At 72.2% G+C, this 19857-nt stretch carries 15 protein-coding genes; 10 read left to right on the forward strand and 5 right to left on the reverse strand.

Features of this window, described 5'->3' with window-relative positions; genetic code table 11:
* Window positions 1-20 precede the first annotated feature (20 nt).
* Window positions 21-2501: an ATP-dependent helicase HrpB gene (gene hrpB / locus ACFRAC_RS13435; protein WP_382924026.1), complete on the forward strand. Its 2481-nt coding sequence runs from the start codon at window positions 21-23 to the stop codon at window positions 2499-2501.
* On the opposite strand, the gene ACFRAC_RS13440 is transcribed toward hrpB, so the two are convergent.
* The 3 genes from ACFRAC_RS13440 to ACFRAC_RS13450 form a co-directional block, all read right to left on the reverse strand.
* Window positions 2491-3483 (reverse strand): DUF3068 domain-containing protein, encoded by a 993-nt coding sequence (locus ACFRAC_RS13440; protein ID WP_382924027.1) that lies wholly within the window; start codon window positions 3481-3483, stop codon window positions 2491-2493. The genes hrpB and ACFRAC_RS13440 overlap by 11 nt on opposite strands.
* A gap of 25 nt (window positions 3484-3508) precedes the next feature.
* Window positions 3509-3643 carry an SPW_0924 family protein gene (locus ACFRAC_RS13445; RefSeq protein WP_361342964.1) on the reverse strand — a complete coding sequence of 45 codons (135 nt, stop codon included), beginning with the start codon at window positions 3641-3643 and terminating at the stop codon, window positions 3509-3511.
* Window positions 3644-3782: 139 nt separating this feature from the next.
* Window positions 3783-5537 (reverse strand): lytic transglycosylase domain-containing protein, encoded by a 1755-nt coding sequence (locus tag ACFRAC_RS13450; protein ID WP_382924028.1) that lies wholly within the window; start codon window positions 5535-5537, stop codon window positions 3783-3785.
* Window positions 5538-5862: 325 nt separating this feature from the next.
* On the opposite strand from ACFRAC_RS13450, the gene ACFRAC_RS13455 reads away from it, so the two are divergent.
* Entirely contained in the window at window positions 5863-6735 is an 873-nt protein-coding gene (locus ACFRAC_RS13455) for a DUF4184 family protein (RefSeq protein WP_382924029.1), read from the forward strand.
* On the opposite strand, the gene ACFRAC_RS13460 is transcribed toward ACFRAC_RS13455, so the two are convergent.
* Window positions 6650-7087 carry a hypothetical protein gene (locus tag ACFRAC_RS13460; protein WP_382924030.1) on the reverse strand — a complete coding sequence of 146 codons (438 nt, stop codon included), beginning with the start codon at window positions 7085-7087 and terminating at the stop codon, window positions 6650-6652. The two genes, ACFRAC_RS13455 and ACFRAC_RS13460, sit on opposite strands and share 86 nt — an antisense overlap.
* A gap of 305 nt (window positions 7088-7392) precedes the next feature.
* Window positions 7393-10119, reverse strand: a complete 2727-nt coding sequence (gene polA, locus ACFRAC_RS13465; protein ID WP_382924031.1) for a DNA polymerase I — start codon at window positions 10117-10119, stop codon at window positions 7393-7395.
* Window positions 10120-10282: 163 nt separating this feature from the next.
* On the opposite strand from polA, the gene ACFRAC_RS13470 reads away from it, so the two are divergent.
* The 8 genes from ACFRAC_RS13470 (at window position 10283) to ACFRAC_RS13505 (ending at window position 19802) form a co-directional block, all read left to right on the forward strand.
* Entirely contained in the window at window positions 10283-12562 is a 2280-nt protein-coding gene (locus tag ACFRAC_RS13470) for an FdhF/YdeP family oxidoreductase (RefSeq protein ID WP_382924032.1), read from the forward strand.
* A 92-nt stretch (window positions 12563-12654) separates the two neighbouring features.
* Complete coding sequence (locus ACFRAC_RS13475; protein ID WP_382924183.1) at window positions 12655-13143, forward strand: hotdog fold thioesterase; 489 nt, start codon at window positions 12655-12657, stop codon at window positions 13141-13143.
* A 67-nt stretch (window positions 13144-13210) separates the two neighbouring features.
* Window positions 13211-13618 carry a hypothetical protein gene (locus tag ACFRAC_RS13480; protein WP_382924033.1) on the forward strand — a complete coding sequence of 136 codons (408 nt, stop codon included), beginning with the start codon at window positions 13211-13213 and terminating at the stop codon, window positions 13616-13618.
* A gap of 482 nt (window positions 13619-14100) precedes the next feature.
* The gene (locus ACFRAC_RS13485) at window positions 14101-15330 is read left to right on the forward strand and encodes a branched-chain amino acid ABC transporter substrate-binding protein (protein ID WP_382924034.1); all 1230 of its coding nucleotides are present in this window, start codon (window positions 14101-14103) and stop codon (window positions 15328-15330) included.
* A gap of 116 nt (window positions 15331-15446) precedes the next feature.
* Window positions 15447-16376, forward strand: coding sequence for a branched-chain amino acid ABC transporter permease (locus tag ACFRAC_RS13490; protein ID WP_382924035.1), 930 nt, complete (start codon window positions 15447-15449; stop codon window positions 16374-16376).
* A gap of 23 nt (window positions 16377-16399) precedes the next feature.
* Window positions 16400-18214: a branched-chain amino acid ABC transporter permease gene (locus ACFRAC_RS13495; protein WP_382924184.1), complete on the forward strand. Its 1815-nt coding sequence runs from the start codon at window positions 16400-16402 to the stop codon at window positions 18212-18214.
* Between the two features lie 5 nt (window positions 18215-18219).
* Window positions 18220-19089, forward strand: a complete 870-nt coding sequence (locus ACFRAC_RS13500) for an ABC transporter ATP-binding protein (RefSeq protein WP_361342946.1) — start codon at window positions 18220-18222, stop codon at window positions 19087-19089.
* Window positions 19086-19802, forward strand: coding sequence for an ABC transporter ATP-binding protein (locus ACFRAC_RS13505; protein ID WP_382924036.1), 717 nt, complete (start codon window positions 19086-19088; stop codon window positions 19800-19802). The genes ACFRAC_RS13500 and ACFRAC_RS13505 overlap by 4 nt, the downstream gene beginning before the upstream one ends.
* Window positions 19803-19857: the final 55 nt, after the last annotated feature.

Here is a 19857-nt window from a genome sequence, read left to right on the forward strand (position 1 = left end):
GGGCGTACGACACTGGGGGCGTGATCCGCTACGACGCCCTGGACGCGCTGCCGGTGCGCGGTGCCCTGCCCGCCCTGACCGACGCCCTGGACGGGCCCGGCACCGCGGTGCTGGTCGCCCCGCCCGGCACCGGCAAGACGACGCTGGTGCCGCTCGCCCTCGCCGGCCTGCTCGGCGACGGGCCGGAGCGGCGGGTCGTGGTCGCCGAGCCGCGCCGGATCGCCGCGCGGGCCGCCGCCCGGCGGATGGCGTGGCTGCTGGGCGAGCGGCCCGGTGAGAGCGTCGGCCACACCGTGCGCGGGGAGCGGGTCGTCGGCCCCCGTACCCGGGTGGAGGTCGTCACGACCGGGGTGCTGCTGCAGCGGCTCCAGCGCGACCAGGAGCTGGCGGGCGTGGACGTGGTGGTGCTCGACGAGTGCCACGAGCGGCATCTGGACGCGGACACCGCGGCCGCCTTCCTGTGGGACGTGCGCGAGACGCTGCGGCCTGAGCTGCGGCTGGTGGCCGCGTCGGCGACGACGGACGCGGACGGCTGGGCCCGGTTGCTGGGCGGCGCGCCGGTCGTCGTGGCCGACGGTGCCGCGCACCCGGTGGAGACGGTGTGGGCGCCGTCCCCGCGTCCCGTACGGCCGCCGCACGGGACGCGGGTCGATCCGGTGCTGCTCGCGCACGTGGCCGCGGTGGTGCAGCGGGCGCTGGCCGAGCGGCCGGGCGACGTGCTGTGTTTCCTGCCGGGGGTCGGCGAGATCGCGCGGGTCGCCGGGCGGCTGGGCGATCTCGGGGACGTCGAGGTGCTCCAGGTGCACGGGCGGGCGCCGGCGGCCGTGCAGGACGCGGTGCTGTCGGGCGGCGACCGGCGCAGGGTGGTGCTGGCGACGTCCGTGGCGGAGTCCTCGCTGACGGTTCCGGGGGTGCGGGTCGTCGTCGACTCCGGTCTCGCGCGCGAGCCCCGCGTGGATCACGCGCGCGGGCTGAGCGCGCTGGCGACGGTCCGGGCCTCGCAGGCGGCCGGACGGCAGCGCGCGGGCCGGGCCGGGCGGGAGGCGCCGGGGACGGTGTACCGCTGCTGGGCGGAGGCGGAGGACGCGCGGCTGCCCCGTTTCCCGGCGCCGGAGATCAAGGTCGCCGACCTGACGGCGTTCGCCCTGCAGGCGGCCTGCTGGGGTGACCCGGACGCGGGCGGGCTGGCCCTGCTCGATCCGCCCCCGGCCGGGGCGATGGCGGCGGCGCGGAGGGTGCTGACGGCCGTCGGCGCGGTGGACGACGACGGCCGGGCGACCGGGCGGGGCGCCTCCCTGACCCGGCTGGGACTGCATCCCCGGCTGGGCCGGGCCCTGCTGGACGGCCCCGACGCGGCCGCCGAGGTGGTGGCGCTGCTCAGCGAGGAACCACCGCGGGAGTACGGCGACGATCTCGCGGCGGCGCTGCGGACGGCCCGGCGGGGCGGCGACCCCTATGCCGGGCGGTGGCGGGCGGAGGTGCGGCGGCTGCGGGCGGGCGCCGGAACCCGCGGCGGCCCGGACGCCCCGGACGACCGCACGGTGGGGCTCGTCGCCGCGCTGGCCTTCCCCGAGCGGGTGGCGAAGGCGGACGGCGGCTCCTATCTGATGGCGTCGGGCACGCGCGCGGAGCTCGCCGAGGGCAGCCCGCTGCGGGGCGCCCCGTGGATCGCGGTGGCGGTCGCGGACCGGCCGGTGGGGCACGGGCACGCGCGTGTGCGGCTCGCGGCCGCGGTGGACGAGGACACGGCCCGGTCGGCGGCGGCCTCCCTGTATCGGGAGGGCGAGGAGGTGCGCTGGGCCGACGGCGACGTGGTGGCCCGCCGGGTCGAGCGGCTGGGCGCCATCGAACTGGTGGAACGCCCGCTGCCGGACGCCGGCCCCGCTCTCGTCCGGGCCGCGCTGCTCGACGGGCTGCGGCGGGAGGGGTTCGGGCTGCTGCGCTGGTCCCCGGACGCCGTGGTGCTGCGGCAGCGGCTGGCGTTCCTGCGGCTGCACCTGGGCGACCCGTGGCCCGACGTGTCCGACGAGGCGCTGCACGCGCGCGTGGACGAGTGGCTGGAGCCCGAGCTGGGCCGGGCCCGGCGGCGGGCGGACCTCGGGCGGATCGACGCCGGCCAGGCGCTGGCACGGCTGCTGCCGTGGGCGACGGGCGAGGCGGGGCGGCTCGACGAGCTGGCCCCGGAGCGGGTCACCGTGCCCAGCGGCTCCCGGATCCGCGTCGACTACGGCGATCCGGAACGGCCCGTCCTGGCCGTCAAGCTGCAGGAGATGTTCGGGCTGGACACGTCCCCGGCGGTGGCCGGGGTGCCGCTCCTGGTGCATCTGCTCTCCCCCGCCGGGCGCCCGGCGGCCGTCACCGCCGATCTCGCCTCGTTCTGGCGGGACGGCTACCGGGGCGTCCGGGCGGAGCTGCGCGGCCGCTATCCGAAGCATCCGTGGCCGGAGGACCCGGCGTCCGCCGAGCCGACCCGGCACACCACCGCGCGGCTCAGGCGGTGACGGGTTCCGCTTCGGTGTCCCGCGCCGGTTGCGGGCCGCCGGGGCGGCGGCCGCGCGCCTCCAGCCAGAGGGACAGCGCGAGCAGCAGCCCGCCGAGGACCAGCAGGCCCCGGGGCAGGTACGACGTCATCAGCAGGACGAGGGTGCGGTTGCCCTTGACCAGGTCGACGGTGTGCTCGATGTAGTCCTCGCGCATCTTGACGTGCCCGGCGAACGCGGTGACCTTGGCGCGGCCGCCGAGCAGGGTGCCGCCGCGTAGCTCCTCCTTGTGGATCTCCTCGCCGTAGACGGGGGCGCCGGTGAGGGGTTCCACCCAGAACTTGCGGACGGTGGTGTACCAGCGGGTCGTGCCGGTCCCCGCCAGCGATTCGGGGGTGACGCCCTCGACGGGCAGGGACTTGGGGAACGGCACCTTCGTCCAGGCGATGACCTGCTCGAAGTAGTAGACCTCGACGCCCCGGAAGTCCTGGGTGCCCCGGTAGTGGATGGGGGCGGTGACGCGGGCCTGCGCGTCGAAGTACGCGTAGTCCCGCCTCTCGGTGAGGAAGGGCCACTTGAACTCGATGCCGTCGCGGCGCACGGGGTCGCCGTCGACCGATTCGCCGGGGGCGTGGACGGGTTCCTGCGTGTGCGCGTCGAAGATGTAGCGCTCGGGGACCCGGGAGACCATCTGGCCGTCGGGGCCGACGACGTACGAAAGGCCGTCCCAGACCACGACGTCGCGGTCGGTGGTCCGCTCGACGCGCTCCGAGGCCGCCACGTCGCCTCTGAGGGTCTGCACGATGGTGATCTTGTCGACTTTCCGGGCCCGCATGGTGCCGTAGTCGAGGAGGGTGGCGTCCTTCGCCTCCAGGACCATGTCCTGGTACTGGTTCGCGGGGACCTTGGCGAGGCGCGGGAAGGCGTACCAGCGCAGCAGCGGGGACAGCGCCGCGCAGAGGACGGCGAGGGCGAGCAGGATCAGGCCGGCCGTGCGGCGCATGGCGGCCTCCCTTCCGGGCGGGCGGTCACGGATGGGCGGGCACGGTGGTCAGCAGCGGCTTCGGGGAGGTGCCGCCGGAGGGCGCGCCGACGGCGGTGAGCGCGAGGACCAGGGCGACGGCGGCGGCGAGTCCGGCCGCGGCGGCGATCAGGGCGCGCATGCGTGCCTCCCGGGGACCCGGAACTGATGCATCGTCAGATCCGGCACCGTAGCAACGGGCCGCCGAGATGAGAACACGTCGCGCACATGCCGGAGGGGCGCCCGGCGGCCGGGCGCCCCTCCCCTGTCTTCCGTACCGGCTAGGCGGACGGCGGGGCGCTCTCCGACGGCTCCTGCGACGGGGACGGCTCGGGCGACGTCTCGGCGGCGGCGACCTTCAGCTCGACCGTCAGGGTCGCGCCGCCCGCCGTGGCGATCCGCAGCAGGAAGGTGCCGGTGGTGTCGTCGGCGTACAGCTTGGGCAGTTCCAGCAGGCCCTCGGCGTCGGTCTTCAGACCGGCCAGGGTGCGGACCGGCTTGCCGTCGGCGTCCTTGAAGTAGGGGCCCTTGTCGTTCTCCGCCGGGTCGTCCGCCGCCTTGATCAGGGTGGCGGTGGCCGCGACCTTGTCCGCGACGGCGCCCTTGAAGGTGGCCTTCACCTCGACCCGCTCGGCGAACTCGCCACCGGGCACGCAGGTCAGCGCGGTGTCGCCGGTGCGGGCCAGGGTGTCGGCGGCGCGCTCGGTGACGGTGGCCGTGTAGCCGAGCCCGGGGACCGCACGGCCGACGACGGTGGCCCGGACCGTGAACTCGCCGGTGTCCTCGCCCGCCCGGAGCGCCGGTGCCACCGCCTTGCCGAAGCGGTCGGTGAGGACGGCGGCGTACTTCTCGCCGGTGCTGAAGGTGGCGTCGGTGTCCCCGGTGATGGCGAAGCGGACGCGGACCCTGGCGACGGCCTTGCCGGACTCCGTCTCGGCGCGGGCGCTGATCCGCTCGGTGAAGGTGCCGCCCGCCATCGCGGTGAGCTTCGCCGTACCGGCGTCCTCCAGGTGGTCCACCGTGTCGGTGGGGGTGGGCGTCGTGCCGGGCGGCGGGGTCGGCTTGGGGCTGCCGGAACCACCGCCGTCGCCCGGCTCGGAACCCCCGGGCTTCGGCGGCGTCGTGGGCTGCGCCGGGGACGAGGGGCTGGACGGCGCCGAGGGCGAGGCGGGCTGCGAAGGCGACGGCGACGGGGTGACGTCCGCCGCGTCGTCGCTGCGGTCGGACGGGAGGGTGCCCGTGCCGTCCGGGATCTCGTGGGTGCCCTTGCGGTAGTACTCCAGCCACCTGCGGACGAGCTGGAGGTAGTCCTGGGAGTTGTTGTAGCTCAGGATGGCGCGGTCGAGGTCGCCCGCCGTGGACAGGTCCCAGCCGAAGCGGCACAGGTAGTGACCGGCGGCGAGGGCGGCGTCGTAGACGTTGTTGGGGTCCTTGCGGCCGTCGCCGTTGCCGTCGCGGCCCGCCCACGCCCAGGTGGAGGGGATGAACTGCATGGGGCCGACGGCACGGTCGTAGCGGCTGTCGCCGTCGTAGGCGCCGCCGTCGGTGTCGCTGATGTTCGCGAAGCCGACGCCGTTGAGCTGCGGGCCGAGGATCTTGGACAGGGTGGTGCCGTTCGCGTCGACCCGGCCGCCGCGTGCCTGGCCCGACTCGACCTTGCCGATGGCGGCGAGGAGCTCCCAGGGCAGGTTGCAGCCCGGCTTGGACGCCCGCAGCGTGGCCGCCGCCTTCTTGTAGGCGTCGAGGACCGTGGCCGGTATGCCCGCCTCACCGGCCGCCGGGGTGACCGTGGTGCCAGCCGACGGGGCCGGGTTGGGGCTGTTGAGCGGCGGAAGGTCCGTGTAGTACGGCGAGTTGCCGGTCGCGCTGTCGGCGGCGGGGGCGTCCGGGGACGGCTGGGTGCCGGTGGTCACCTGTCTGCCGGCGCCGTCGGTCGTCACTCCCGGAGCCTGGGACGCGGCCAGCGCCGCGACCACGACCGCGGCGACCGTGGTGTTCACCGCCCCCTTGCGGAGCCTGCCGAATTCCGCCGCCATGTGGTGGACCCCTCCCGTGGACGCCCTGACGTCCGTGTCGGTCTGCCGGGCCCGCCGTGCCGGGCCCGCCCCTGTAGTGACGATCGACCCGCCACGACAGTTGCCCTCGCGGCGGGGATTGCGTCGCCGTTCATCTGTTCGTTCGCGGGTCCTGGCACTGTGACCCAGGCGACCCTACGACAACTTCCCTTGCACGCACACCCGTTGCCGCCCGATATTTCCCGGTTGGCCACACGCCGTCCTCCGGCCGGGCCGTCCCGCATACTGGCTTCGCCGACGAGGGGGGCCGGACGGGTCCCGTCAAGACCGCATCCGAGGAGCCCTGTTGCCGTTCACGCTCAGCCACGCGGCCGCCGTCCTGCCCGCCCTGCGCATCGGGGGAACCGGCCGGGCTGGACTCGTACCGGCGGTCCTGGTGGCCGGTTCCTTCGCTCCCGACATGACCTACTACGCGGCGAGTGTCCTGTCCGGGGCCATGGAGTTCGGGGACGTCACGCACTCCGTCCCCGGTGTCCTCACCGTCGACGTCGTCATCGCCTGGGCGCTGGTGGGGGTGTGGCTGCTGCTGCGCGAGCCGCTGGTGGCGCTGCTGCCGGCCCGGCTCCAGCCGCGGCCGGCCGCGCTGCTGCGGTGCGGGGCGCCTCGCGCGCGGGTGACGCCGGCGCTCGCCGGGCGCTGGTACCTCTCCGCCGTCCTGGGCGGGCTCACCCATGTGGTGTGGGACGCGTTCACCCATCTCGACCGCTGGGGGATGCGGTTGTTCCCGGTGCTCGGTGAGGAGGTCGCGGGGTCGCCGCTGTACTGGTACCTGCAGTACGGGGGGTCGGCGGTCGCGGCGGTCGTCATCGCGGTGTTCGTGTCGGTGGCGCTGCGGCGCGCGCGGGTGGCGGGGCCGGGGAGTCCGGTGCCGGGGGTGCCGGTGCTGTCCGTGCGGGACCGGTGGTGGGCCGTGCTGGCCGTCGGCGGGTGCGCGGCGGTGGCGGCGTTCCAGCGGGCGTCCCGCTGGTGGGAGTACTGGGGGGCCACCGCGAAGTACTGGGAGCTGATCCCGACGCTGTGCTTCGGAGCGGGCGCCGGACTCGTCGTGGGGCTCCTTCTGTACGGCGCCGCCGTCAGGCTGTGGCGTCCCGTCCCGGTCCCTGGCAGTACGGGGACGGGTGGTACCGAGCGGGAACGGAGCCGGCCGGGGGTGCGGTGACGTTGTCCGTGCCGGTTGCCGTGCCGGTTGCCGTGCCGGCGGCTTCGGGAGTGCTGGTTCCTGTACTCGCCTCGAAGATCGTGACCCTGCGGTGTGGGCGGCAGCGAGGGATCAGGGTGAGGGCCAGGGCCGCGTAGGAACGGGCGAGTTCGGTCCAGGCGCGGAGCCGTCGGATCAGATGCCGGCGGGCGGCCGTCATGGTGCGCCGTACGGTGCCGATGAGTTGGGCGGGGATGCGGGCGGTGCTCGCGTCGGGGGCGAGTGCGGGGGCCTGCGGCGGTGTGGGGGGCTCGGGCCGGTCGGCGTGCGCCGGCGCCCTGGCCGTCCGGCGGTTGAGCGTGCGTATACCCATGTCGGCATCCTTACGGGCGGGGAGTGCCGGGGGCGTTCTGGCGGGGGCCAGGTGGGTGACCGGTCCCTGCGGGGCTGGGCGGGGGCGCCTCTTCGTGTGCCGGGGGCGGTGTGTTTCGCGGGTGCGGGCGAGTGGGGGCTGGGCGCGCAGTTCCCCGCGCCCCTGAGGGGGTGGTCCTGCCCGGTGAGTCGTGTGCGGGCCGTAGGGGTGCGGCGCGCAGTCCCCGCGCCCCGGGGGCGGGCCTCCGGCACGCCGGGCCGGTGTGGGGCCGGTCCGGCGTGCTTGCGTGCCGTCTGCCGGAGGCGTCAGTGGGCCGCGGACTCCCAGTCGGGGCCCACGCCCACCGAGACGCCCAGGGGGACCCTCAGGTGGACCGCGTTCGACATTTCGCGGCGGACCAGTTCCTCCACCGCGTCGCGCTCGCCGGGGGCGATCTCCAGGACGATTTCGTCGTGGACCTGGAGGAGCATGCGGGAGGCGAGGCCGGACTCGCGCAGGGCCCGGTCCACGTTGAGCATGGCGATCTTGACGATGTCGGCCGCCGTGCCCTGGATCGGCGCGTTCAGGGCCATGCGCTCGGCCGCCTCGCGGCGCTGGCGGTTGTCGCTGTTGAGGTCGGGCAGATAGCGGCGGCGGCCGAAGAGGGTCGCCGTGTACCCGGTGGCCCGCGCCTCGTCGACCGCGCGGCGCAGGTAGTCGCGGACGCCGCCGAACCGCTCGAAGTAGGCGTCCATCAGGGTGCGGGCCTCGGCCGCCTCGATGTTCAGCTGCTGGGAGAGGCCGAAGGCCGAGAGCCCGTACGCCAGGCCGTACGACATCGCCTTGATCTTGCGGCGCATCTCCGCGTCCACGGCGGACGGCTCCACCCCGAAGACCTGGGAGGCGGCCGTGGTGTGCAGGTCCTCGCCGGAGGTGAACGCCTCGATCAGGCCCTCGTCCTCGGACAGGTGGGCCATCACGCGCAGCTCGATCTGGCTGTAGTCCGCGGTCATCAGGGACTCGAAGCCCTCGCCGACGACGAAGCCCCGGCGGATCGCGCGGCCCTCGTCGGTGCGGACCGGGATGTTCTGCAGGTTGGGGTCCGTGGAGGAGAGGCGGCCGGTGGCGGCGACGGTCTGGTTGAACGTGGTGTGGATCCGGCCGTCCGTGGCGATCGTCTTGATCAGGCCCTCGACCGTGACCCGCAGCTTCGCCTGCTCACGGTGGCGGAGCATGATCACCGGCAGTTCGTTCTCCGTCTGGCCGGCGAGCCAGGCCAGGGCGTCGGCGTCGGTGGTGTAGCCGGTCTTGGTCTTCTTCGTCCTGGGCAGCGCCAGCTCGCCGAAGAGGACCTCCTGGAGCTGCTTGGGCGAGCCCAGGTTGAACTCGTGCCCGGCCGCGGCGTGCGCCTCCTTCACGGCCTGCTGCACGGCGCCCGCGAACAACAGCTCCATGGCCTCCAGGTGGGCCCGGTCCGCGGCGATGCCGTGCCGCTCCATGCGCGCGAGCAGGGCGGAGGTCGGCAGCTCCATGTCCCGCAGCAGCTCGGCGGCGCCGACCTCCCGCAGCCGGCCCTCGAAGGCCTCGCCCAGGTCGAGGACGGTACGGGCCTGGACCATGAGCGCCTCGGCCTCGGCTCCCTCGTCCGCCCCGAAGGCGAGCTGGCCGTCGGCGGTGGCGGCGGGCGCCAGCTCGCGGTGCAGGTACTCCAGGGACAGCGCGTCCAGGTCGAAGGAGCGGCGGCCCGGCTTGACCAGGTAGGCGGCGAGCGCGGTGTCCATGTGGACGCCCTCGATGCTCCAGCCGTGCTCGGCGAAGACCCGCATGGCTCCCTTGGCGTTGTGGAAGACCTTGGGACGCTCGGCGTCCGCGAGCCACCCGGCGAACGCCCGCTCGTCGGCCTCGTCCAGCTGGGAGGGGTCGAACCAGGCCGCCGCGCCGCTGTCCGCGGCCAGCGCGACCTCGGCGACCGAGCCGGCGCCGAGGGCCCAGGTGTCGACGGTGGCCACGCCGAGCGCCCCGCCGGCGTGCTCCGCCAGCCAGGGAGCCAGCTCGCCGGTGCCGAGGACGGTGCCGTCCAGGGCGACGCCCTCGGTGGAGATCGGGGCGGTCTCGGCCTCCTCGGCGCCCGGGTCGACGCCGAAGAGCCGCTCGCGCAGCGACGGGTTCCGGATCTCCAGGGTGTCCAGGATCATCGCGACGGCTTTGCGGTCGTACGGCTCGCGCGCGAGGTCGGTGACGGCCTTCGGCAGCTCGACCTGCCGCTCCAGCTCGGTGAGGCGGCGGTTGAGCTTGACGGCCTCCAGGTGCTCGCGGAGGTTCTGCCCGGCCTTGCCCTTGACCTCCTCGACGCGCTCGACCAGCTCCGCGAAGGAACCGAACTGGTTGATCCACTTCGCGGCGGTCTTCTCGCCGACGCCGGGGATGCCCGGCAGGTTGTCGGACGGGTCGCCGCGCAGGGCCGCGAAGTCGGGGTACTGGGCGGGGGTGAGGCCGTACTTCTCGACGACCTTCTCCGGGGTGAACCGGGTCAGCTCGGAGACGCCCTTGGTGGGATACAGCACGGTGGTGTGCTCGCTGACCAGCTGGAACGAGTCACGGTCGCCGGTGACGATCAGCACCTCGAAACCGGCGGCCTCGGCCTGGGTGGCGAGCGTGGCGATCACGTCGTCGGCCTCGAAGCCCTCGACGGCGAACCGGGAGACGCTCATCGCGTCCAGCAGTTCGCCGATCAGCTCGACCTGGCCCTTGAACTCGTCCGGGGTCTTGGAGCGGTTCGCCTTGTACTCCGTGAACTCCTGGGACCGCCATGTCTTGCGGGAGACGTCGAACGCCACGGCGAAGTGCGTGGGCGCCTCGTCACGCAGCGTGTTGGCCAGCATCGACGCGAAGCCGTAGATCGCGTTCGTCGGCTGGCCCGTCGCCGTCGTGAAGTTCTCCGCGGGCAGCGCGAAGAAGGCCCGGTAGGCCAGCGAGTGCCCGTCCATGAGCATCAGGCGGGGCCGGCCGCCGCCGGAGGTGCTGTCGGTCTGCTTCGATGCTGTCTCTGCCACGTCCCCGATCCTGCCACGCCGCACTGACAGCCGGGCCCCGCCGGGGTGCCGTCCGAGCCGCCGAGGTGGTGTGCGGAGCCCGAACACCCGCTCCCCGTAGGGCCGGTTCCGCGTGCGAGGATCAGAGACGTACCTCACACGTGTACCCGAAGGAGAGCGCGCGATGGCCAGCAAGCCGCCCACGGATGATCCGGTCCAGGACGCGCCCGAGGTCGCCCAGCCCCAGCACGCGGCGGCGGGGCTGCCCGCCGTCGGCCACACCCTGCGGGTCGCCCAGCGCCAGATGGGGATCAAGCGCACCGCGCTGACCCTGCTCCGGGTCAACCAGAAGGACGGCTTCGACTGCCCGGGGTGCGCCTGGCCCGAGCCGGAGCACCGGCACACGGCGGAGTTCTGCGAGAACGGCGCGAAGGCGGTCGCCGAGGAGGCCACCCTGCGCCGGGTCACCCCGGAGTTCTTCGCCGCGCACCCCGTGGCCGACCTGGCGACGCGCAGCGGCTACTGGCTCGGGCAGCAGGGGCGGCTCACCCACCCCATGTACCTGCCGGAGGGCGGCACCCACTACGAGCCGGTGACCTGGGAGCGGGCCTTCGACATCGTCGCCGAGGAGATCGCCGCGCTCGGCTCGCCCGACGAGGCCGTCTTCTACACGTCGGGCCGCACCAGCAACGAGGCGGCCTTCCTCTACCAGCTCTTCGCCCGCGAGCTCGGCACGAACAACCTGCCGGACTGCTCGAACATGTGCCACGAGTCGTCCGGGTCCGCGCTGTCGGAGACGATCGGCGTCGGCAAGGGCAGCGTCCTGCTGGACGACCTGTACCAGGCCGAGCTGATCATCGTCGCCGGGCAGAACCCGGGGACGAACCATCCGCGGATGCTCTCCGCCCTGGAGAAGGCGAAGGCGAACGGCGCCCGGATCATCACCGTCAACCCGCTGCCCGAGGCCGGACTGGAGCGGTTCAAGAACCCGCAGACCCCCCAGGGCATGCTCAGGGGCGCGGCGCTCACCGATCTGTTCCTGCAGATCCGCATCGGCGGCGACCAGGCGCTGTTCCGGCTGCTGAACAAGCTGATCCTGGAGACCGAGGGCGCCGTCGACGAGGACTTCGTCCGCGACCACACGCACGGCTTCGAGGAGTTCGCCGAGGCCGCCCGCGCCGCCGACTGGGACGAGACGCTGGCGGCGACGGGCCTCGCGCGTGAGGACGTCGACAGGGCGCTGGAGATGGTGCTGGCCTCGCGGCGCACGGTGGTGTGCTGGGCGATGGGCCTGACGCAGCACAAGCACTCGGTGCCGACGATCCGGGAGGTCGTCAACTTCCTCCTGCTGCGCGGCGACATCGGCCGTCCCGGCTCGGGCGTGTGCCCGGTGCGCGGCCACTCCAATGTGCAGGGCGACCGCACGATGGGCATCTTCGAGCGGCCCGCGCCCGCCTTCCTGGACGCCCTGGAGCGGGAGTTCGGGTTCGCGCCGCCGCGTGAGCACGGCCTGGACGTCGTACGGGCCATCCGGGCGCTGCGCGACGGCGAGGCGAAGGTGTTCTTCGCGATGGGCGGCAACTTCGTGGCGGCCACGCCGGACACGGCCGTCACCGAGGCGGCCGTGCGGCGGGCCCGGCTGACGGTGCACGTGTCGACGAAGCTCAACCGCAGTCACGCGGTGACGGGCGCGCGGGCGCTGATCCTGCCGACGCTGGGCCGTACCGAGCGCGATCTGCAAGGCGGCGGGGAGCAGTTCGTCACCGTCGAGGACTCCATGGGCATGGTGCACGCCTCCCGGGGGCGGCTGGAGCCGGCGAGCGGTCATCTGCTGTCGGAGCCGGCGATCGTGTGCCGGCTGGCCCGCCGGGTGCTGGGCGAGAAGAGCCGTACGCCCTGGGAGGAGTTCGAGAAGGACTACGCGACGATCCGGGACCGCATCGCCCGGGTCGTCCCCGGCTTCGAGGACTTCAACGCGCGCGTGGCGCGTCCCGGCGGCTTCACGCTGCCGCACGCCCCGCGCGACGAGCGGCGCTTCCCGACGGCGACCGGCAAGGCCAACTTCACGGCGGCGCCGGTGGAGTACCCGGAGGTCCCCGAGGGGCGGCTGCTGCTGCAGACACTGCGGTCGCACGACCAGTACAACACCACGATCTACGGCCTGGACGACCGCTACCGGGGCATCCGCAACGGCCGCCGGGTGGTGCTGGTCAACCCGGAGGACGCGCGGCGCCTCGGGGTCGCCGACGGTTCGTACGTCGATCTGGTCGGCGAGTGGAAGGACGGCGTCGAGCGGCGCGCGCCCGGTTTCCGGGTGGTGTCCTACCCGACGGCGCGGGGCTGCGCGGCTGCCTACTACCCGGAGACCAACGTGCTGGTGCCGCTGGACGCCACCGCTGACACCAGCAATACACCGGCCAGCAAGTCCGTGATCGTGCGTCTGGAACAATCGGCGGCCGACTGAGCGTTTGCTCAGGCGGTTGTCACACCGGTGACAACCGCCGACAGACCGCTGATCACACACACCGGGTGATCACGACGAACGGAGCCTGGCCCATGGGCGAGCAGCAGCACGTGACGTTCCCGCAGGAGATCATCGACGAGTACGCCGCGCTCGGCGTCGATCTCCAGGCCCTGTTCTCGGCCGGGCACCTCGGCACGCGCATGGGCGTCGAGATCGTGGAGGCGTCCGCCGAGCGGGTCGTGGGGACGATGCCGGTGGAGGGGAACACCCAGCCGTACGGGCTGCTGCACGGCGGCGCGTCCGCGGTGCTCGCCGAGACGCTCGGCTCGGTGGGGTCCATGCTGCACGGCGGCACCTCGAAGATCGCGGTGGGGGTGGACCTCAACTGCACCCACCACCGGGGCGCCCGCTCCGGCCTGGTGACGGGTGTCGCCACGCCGCTGCACCGGGGCCGCTCGACGGCGACGTACGAGATCGTGATCAGCGACGAGCAGGGGCGGCGGGTGTGCACCGCGCGGCTGACCTGCATGCTGCGGGACGTGAACCCCAAGGACGCGGAGCGGGTCCGCCCGACGGCGTGACGGCGGGTCAACTCTCCTTTCCCACCCCGCCGTTGATCCCGGCCGTGCGGCGGCATACGGTCGAGGCATGACCAAGGCAGGAGTGCGCCGGAAGGGGGCCGCGCTCGGACTGGCCCTGCTGGCCGCCTGCTCGGCGGGCGGCTGCGGGGGGCCGGGCGCGGACCTCTCGCCGACCGCCGCCCCGGCGAGCCGCGACTCCCCCTCCCCCACGGCGACTTCACCGGCCCGGCTGTGCACGCGGATCATCGCGTACTGGTCGCGCCGGGCGCTGAGCGGCGACACCTACGGCGACTACCAGTCGATGGGGCTGTCCGACGGGCAGTACGAGATCCTCCGAACGGTGGTGGACGCCGCCCGCGCCGAGCGCGAACGCACCGGTGACGAGGGGGCCGGCCGGCTCATCGACCGCCGCGCGCGCACGGCCTGCGAGAAGCGGTACCGAAACGGCGGACCCACCGGAGGCCCATGGGGCTGAGGAGTGACATCAGAAATTCCACTTTCGTGCCCTCTACACGAATACGGGGAGGCGCGCCGGGCGTCTTTCACCCGCGTAACTGTGCGTAATACGGCTGCAATAAACGGCGCCCCCTCTCCCGCGGCGCGACGCTTTGCCACGGAGCCCCGCGAGACCCCCGGCAGCCTTCGGCAACGAATGCGGTCATCACCAAAACCCCTGAACACTCGTGAAGAAGCTACGCGCGAACGCTGCGGGTTCTCACTATGTGGACAGGGCGAATCGGCCGGAAATCCGCTCTTCCCCCCACGCAGTACCGCTCAGGGATACCGCGTGTCATAACAAGAGCGTCACAGCCTTGGTCAGAGCCTCCTCCATGTTCCCCACCCGCGCTTAGAGTCACGGCCAGTCACCGAGCCATCGGATTCGAAGTCACTTCGTCCCCAGCGCTCGACTCGGCGCGTTCCATGGGGAACCGCCGTGCCAGGGAAAGGACCTGATTCGTGCGTCAACGTTCGATCATCGCCATTACCGCCGCGCTCGCGGCGGGATCGCTGACACTCACGGCTTGTGGGTCGCGTGACGACGACGGCGGCAGCAGCAACGGCGACAAGACCACGGTTGTGATCGGCCTCGACGCCCCGCTGACCGGCGACCTCTCCGCGCTCGGCCTCGGCATGAAGAACTCCGCGGACCTGGCCGCCAAGACGGCCAACAAGAAGGAGTTCGTCAAGGGCGTCGAGTTCAAGATCGAGGCCCTGGACGACCAGGCCCAGCCCCAGGTCGGCCAGCAGAACGCCCAGAAGTTCATCAGCAACAAGGACGTCCTCGGCGTCGTCGGCCCGCTGAACTCCAGCGTCTCCCAGCAGATGCAGAAGCCGTTCAGCGACGCCGGCCTCACCCAGGTCTCCCCGGCCAACACCGGCACCGAGCTGACCCAGGGCGACGGCTGGAAGACCGGCGACTCGGTCCGCCAGTTCAAGACCTTCTTCCGCACCGCCACCACGGACGAGATCCAGGGTGCCTTCGCCGCCGACTACCTGTACAACAAGGCGAAGCTCAAGAAGGTCTACCTGATCGACGACCAGAAGACCTACGGCGCCGGCCTCGCCGCGTCCTTCAAGGCGAACTTCACCAAGTTCGGCGGCAAGATCGTGGGCACCGACCACATCAACCCCGACGACCGTGACTTCAACGCCGTGGTCGCCAAGATCAAGAAGACCGGCGCCCAGGCCCTGTACTACGGCGGCGAGTACCCGGCCGCCGGCCCGCTGAGCCAGCAGCTCAAGGACAGCGGCCAGAACATCCCGCTCATGGGCGGCGACGGCATCTACTCCGGCGAGTTCCCGAAGCTGAACAAGAAGGCCGAGGGCGACCTCGCCACCTCCGTCGGCCGGCCCGTCGAGCAGCTCCCGTCCGCCAAGACCTTCATCGCCGACTACAAGGCCGCCGGCTACGAGGACGACTACGAGGCCTACGGCGGCCTCACCTACGACGCCACCTGGGCCATCATCGAGGCCGTCAAGCTGGCCGTCGAGGGCAACGACGGCAAGGTCCCGTCCGACGGCCGCAAGACGGTCCTGGACGCCATGGCCAAGGTCAAGTTCGACGGCGTCACCGGCACCATCTCGTTCGACGAGTTCGGTGACACCACGAACCACACCATGACCGCGTACAAGGTCAAGGACAACGCCTGGGCGCCCGAGTTCAGCGGCGAGCCCAAGCTCGGCTGACGAAGGACGAGTCAGGGAACCCATCCTCCTCACACATTGATCCAGGCCGCGCGGGAAGCGCCCACCAGCGCTCCCCGCGCGGCGCCATATCCGAACCACTCCACGGAGGCCCTGCGGTGCACGAACTGCCGCAACAGCTGGCCAATGGACTCATCCTCGGCGCGATGTACGGACTCATCGCGATCGGTTACACGATGGTCTACGGCATCGTCCAGCTCATCAACTTCGCCCACGGCGAGATCTTCATGGTCGGGGGCTTCGGGGCCCTCACCGTCTGGATGGTCCTCCCCGACGGCTTCGGCCTCGGGGCGGCGGTCCCCCTCATGATCATCGGCGGTGTCCTCGTCTCGGTCGCCGTCGGCACCGCGGCGGAACGGTTCGCCTACCGTCCCCTGCGCGGCGCACCCCGCCTGGCGCCCCTCATCACCGCGATCGGCCTGTCCATCGTCCTCCAGCAGGCCGTATGGATGTGGTACCCCGACGCCAAGAAGGACGTCCCCTTCCCCCGCTTCCAGGGCGACCCCGTCGAGATCCTCGGCGCCAACATCCAGCGCGGCGACCTCTTCGTCCTCATAGCCGCCCCGCTCTGCATGATCGCCCTCGGCCTGTTCGTCAACAAGACGCGCTCCGGCCGCGGCATGCAGGCCACCGCCCAGGACCCCGACACCGCCAAGCTCATGGGCATCAACACCGACCGCATCATCGTCATGGCCTTCGCCATCGGTGCCGCGTTCGCCGCCGTCGCGGCCGTCGCCTACGGCCTGAAGAACGGCCAGGTCGGCTTCCGCATGGGCTTCCTGATGGGCCTCAAGGCCTTCACCGCCGCCGTCCTCGGCGGCATCGGCAACATCTACGGCGCCATGCTCGGCGGCCTCGTCCTCGGCGTCGCCGAGTCCCTCGCCACCGGCTACATCGGCGAGATCCCCGGCATGGACCTCTTCGGCGGCGGCGCCTGGAAGGACGTGTGGGCGTTCAGCCTCCTCATCCTCGTCCTGCTGTTCAGGCCACAGGGCCTGCTCGGCGAACGCGTCGCGGATCGGGCGTGATACCCATGACCACCGACATCCCCATGGACAAGACCACCGGCGACACCCCCAAGGTGTCCACCCCCGAAGCCACCCCGATCATCCCGCTGCCGCACGCCGCGGCCCGCGGACTGACGGTCGCCGGCTCCGCACTCGCCCTCGTCGGCACCTTCCTCGCCTGGACCTGGACCGACGAGTTCCCGGGCAACCTGACCGTCACCGGCTACCCCGGCGGCCTCCAGGTCCTCACCCTCGTCGGCTCCCTGCTCACCCTCCTGTTCGCCCTCGCCGGCTACGGCATCCGCGGACTGGGCTGGCTCACCCCCGGCGGCAAGAACAGCCCCGTCCTGCTCGCCGCCCTCGGCGTGCTCGGCGTCACCGGCTACGCCATGGGCGCCATCGCGCAGGAACTCGGCGGCCTCGTCAACCTGGAACCGGGCGCCTGGGTCTCCGGCCTCGGCGCCCTCGTCGCCGTCGTCGGCGCCCTCGGCCTCCCCGTCGACCAACCCTACGACGCCGGCGACCCCGACCCCCACCTGTGGGGCCGCGTCCGCCACGCGCTCACCTCCCCCGAACCCGGCCCCGCCAAGGAACTCCCCTCCTGGCTCGAGATCCTGATCATCGCCGCAGGCTTCGGCGTCGGCCTGTACGTCTTCGCGTACGGCATCAGCACCGAGTACTCCGAGCTGTTCATCGGCTTCCTCATCCTCGCGGCCTTCGGCTTCACCGCCGTCACCCGCGCCGGACTGCTGAAGCGGCTCTCCGCACTCACCGCCAAGCACCGCAACGTCACCCTCGGGGCGGCGTTCGCCGCGGCGATCTGCTTCCCCTTCACCCAGACCAACGACCAGTTCGCCCTCATCGGCGCGAACATCCTGATCTTCGCCACGGTCGCCCTGGGCCTCAACGTCGTCGTCGGCCTCGCCGGCCTCCTCGACCTCGGCTACGTCGCCTTCCTCGGCGTGGGCGCCTACGCCGCCGCCCTGGTCTCTGGCTCCCCGTCGTCGACCATCGGCGTCACCTTCCCGTTCTGGGCCGCCGTCCTCACCGGCGCCGTCGCCTCGCTGATCTTCGGCGTCGTCATCGGCGCACCGACCCTGCGACTGCGCGGCGACTACCTCGCCATCGTGACGCTCGGCTTCGGTGAGATCTTCCGCATCACCATGAACAACCTGAACGGCAACAGCGGACCGGACGTCACCAACGGCTCCAACGGCATCCCGCAGATCCCCGACCTGGAGATCTTCGGCTTCAACCTCGGAGTCCCCCACGACGTCCTCGGCCACGAGCTCACCCGCTCGGCCAACTACTACCTGATGATGCTGCTGTTCACAGCCATCGTCGTGCTGGTCTTCCGCCGCTCCGCGGAATCCCGCATCGGCCGCGCCTGGGTCGCCATCCGCGAGGACGAGACCGCCGCCACCGCCATGGGCATCAACGGCTTCCGCCTGAAGCTGCTCGCCTTCGCCCTCGGCGCCTGCCTCGCCGGCCTCGCCGGCACCGTCCAGGCCCACGTCTCCTACAGCGTCACCCCCGAGCAGTACCAGTTCGCCGGCTCCGTGCCGCCGAACTCGGCCTTCCTGCTCGCCGCCGTCATCCTCGGCGGCATGGGCACCATCAGCGGACCGCTGATCGGCGCCGCGCTGCTCTACCTGATCCCGGCCAAGCTCCAGTTCATGGCCGAGTACCAGCTGCTGCTCTTCGGTATCGCCCTGATGCTCCTGATGCGCTTCCGCCCCGAGGGCCTGGTCGCCGACCGCAGGAAGCAGCTCGAATTCCACGAGACCGGACAGCTCGACGTACCGGAGGACAAGCCATTGCCCGAAGGCGCGACCGGCGTCGCCAAGGCAGGGGCGTGACCGCCATGACCACCACCACGACCGCACCCACCACGACGGTGCTCGACGCCAGCGGCGTCACCATGCGCTTCGGCGGCCTCACCGCCGTCCGCGACGTCGACCTCACCGTCAACACCGGCGAGATCGTCGGCCTCATCGGCCCCAACGGCGCCGGCAAGACGACCTTCTTCAACTGCCTCACCGGCCTCTACGTCCCCACCGAGGGCAAAGTCGCCTACAAAGGCACCGTCCTGCCGCCCAAGCCCCACCTGGTCACCCAGGCCGGCATCGCCCGGACCTTCCAGAACATCCGGCTCTTCGCCAACATGACCGTTCTGGAGAACGTCCTCGTCGGACGGCACACCCGCACCAAGGAAGGCCTCTGGTCCGCCCTGCTGCGCCTGCCCGGCTTCAAGAAGGCCGAAGAGGCGTCCCGCGAACGGGCCATGGAACTCCTGGAGTTCACCGGCCTCGCCGCCAAGGCCGACCACCTCGCCCGCAACCTGCCCTACGGCGAACAGCGCAAGCTGGAGATCGCCCGGGCCCTCGCGAGCGAACCCGGCCTGCTCCTCCTCGACGAACCCACCGCCGGCATGAACCCCCAGGAGACCCGCGCGGCCGAAGAACTCATCTTCGCCATCCGGGACCAGGGCATCGCCGTCCTCGTCATCGAGCACGACATCCGGTTCATCATGAACCTCTGCGACCGGGTCGCCGTGCTCGTCCAGGGCGAGAAGATCGTCGAAGGACCCGCCGAGGTCGTCCAGGCCGACGAGCGCGTCATCGCCGCCTACCTCGGCGAGCCCTTCGAGGGCGCGCCGGGTGCCGCCGAAGCCGCCGAGGTCGAGGCCGCGGAGGGCGACGCGCACAGCACCACGGAAGGGGACGACAAGTGACCGCTCTGCTCGAGGTCGAGGACCTCAGAGTCGCCTACGGCAAGATCGAGGCCGTCAAGGGCATCTCGTTCAAGGTCGAAGCGGGCGAGGTCGTCACCCTCATCGGCACCAACGGCGCCGGGAAGACCACCACCCTGCGCACCCTCTCGGGACTCCTCCAGCCCCTGTCCGGCGACATCAAGTTCGACGGCAAGTCGCTGCGGAAGATCCCCGCCCACAAGGTCGTCTCGCTGGGACTCGCCCACTCCCCCGAGGGGCGGCACATCTTCCCCCGCATGACGATCGAGGACAACCTCCGCCTCGGCGCCTTCCTGCGCAACGACAAGGACGGCATCGAGAAGGACATCCAGCGCGCCTACGACCTCTTCCCCATCCTCGGGGAACGCCGCAAGCAGGCCGCGGGCACCCTCTCCGGCGGCGAGCAGCAGATGCTCGCCATGGGGCGGGCGCTGATGTCCCGGCCGAAGCTGCTCATGCTCGACGAGCCCAGCATGGGCCTCTCGCCGATCATGATGCAGAAGATCATGGCGACCATCCGGGAGCTCAAGGCGTCGGGCACCACCATCCTGCTCATCGAGCAGAACGCCCAGGCCGCGCTCTCCCTGGCCGACCACGGCCACGTCATGGAGGTCGGCAAGATCGTCCTCTCCGGCTCCGGGCAGGACCTCCTGCACGACGAGTCGGTCCGCAAGGCGTACCTCGGCGAGGACTGACGCCCCACGGCAGAGGCCCGTGCCCCCCGGTCAGGGGCACGGGCCTCACGCTTGT

Origin of the sequence: Streptomyces sp. NPDC056628 (genome assembly GCF_042792555.1) — a bacterium.
Taxonomy (GTDB): domain Bacteria; phylum Actinomycetota; class Actinomycetes; order Streptomycetales; family Streptomycetaceae; genus Streptomyces.

Coding starts and splice junctions, on each gene's coding strand:
- ACFRAC_RS13440 (WP_382924027.1), bottom strand. CDS start 3,483: ATGCGCCGCACGGCCGGCCTGATCCTGCTCGCCCTCGCCGTCCTCTGC.
- ACFRAC_RS13445 (WP_361342964.1), bottom strand. CDS start 3,643: ATGCGCGCCCTGATCGCCGCCGCGGCCGGACTCGCCGCCGCCGTCGCC.
- ACFRAC_RS13450 (WP_382924028.1), bottom strand. CDS start 5,537: ATGGCGGCGGAATTCGGCAGGCTCCGCAAGGGGGCGGTGAACACCACG.
- ACFRAC_RS13460 (WP_382924030.1), bottom strand. CDS start 7,087: ATGGGTATACGCACGCTCAACCGCCGGACGGCCAGGGCGCCGGCGCAC.
- ACFRAC_RS13470 (WP_382924032.1), top strand. CDS start 10,283: ATGGCCAGCAAGCCGCCCACGGATGATCCGGTCCAGGACGCGCCCGAG.
- ACFRAC_RS13475 (WP_382924183.1), top strand. CDS start 12,655: ATGGGCGAGCAGCAGCACGTGACGTTCCCGCAGGAGATCATCGACGAG.
- ACFRAC_RS13480 (WP_382924033.1), top strand. CDS start 13,211: ATGACCAAGGCAGGAGTGCGCCGGAAGGGGGCCGCGCTCGGACTGGCC.
- ACFRAC_RS13495 (WP_382924184.1), top strand. CDS start 16,400: ATGGACAAGACCACCGGCGACACCCCCAAGGTGTCCACCCCCGAAGCC.
- ACFRAC_RS13500 (WP_361342946.1), top strand. CDS start 18,220: ATGACCACCACCACGACCGCACCCACCACGACGGTGCTCGACGCCAGC.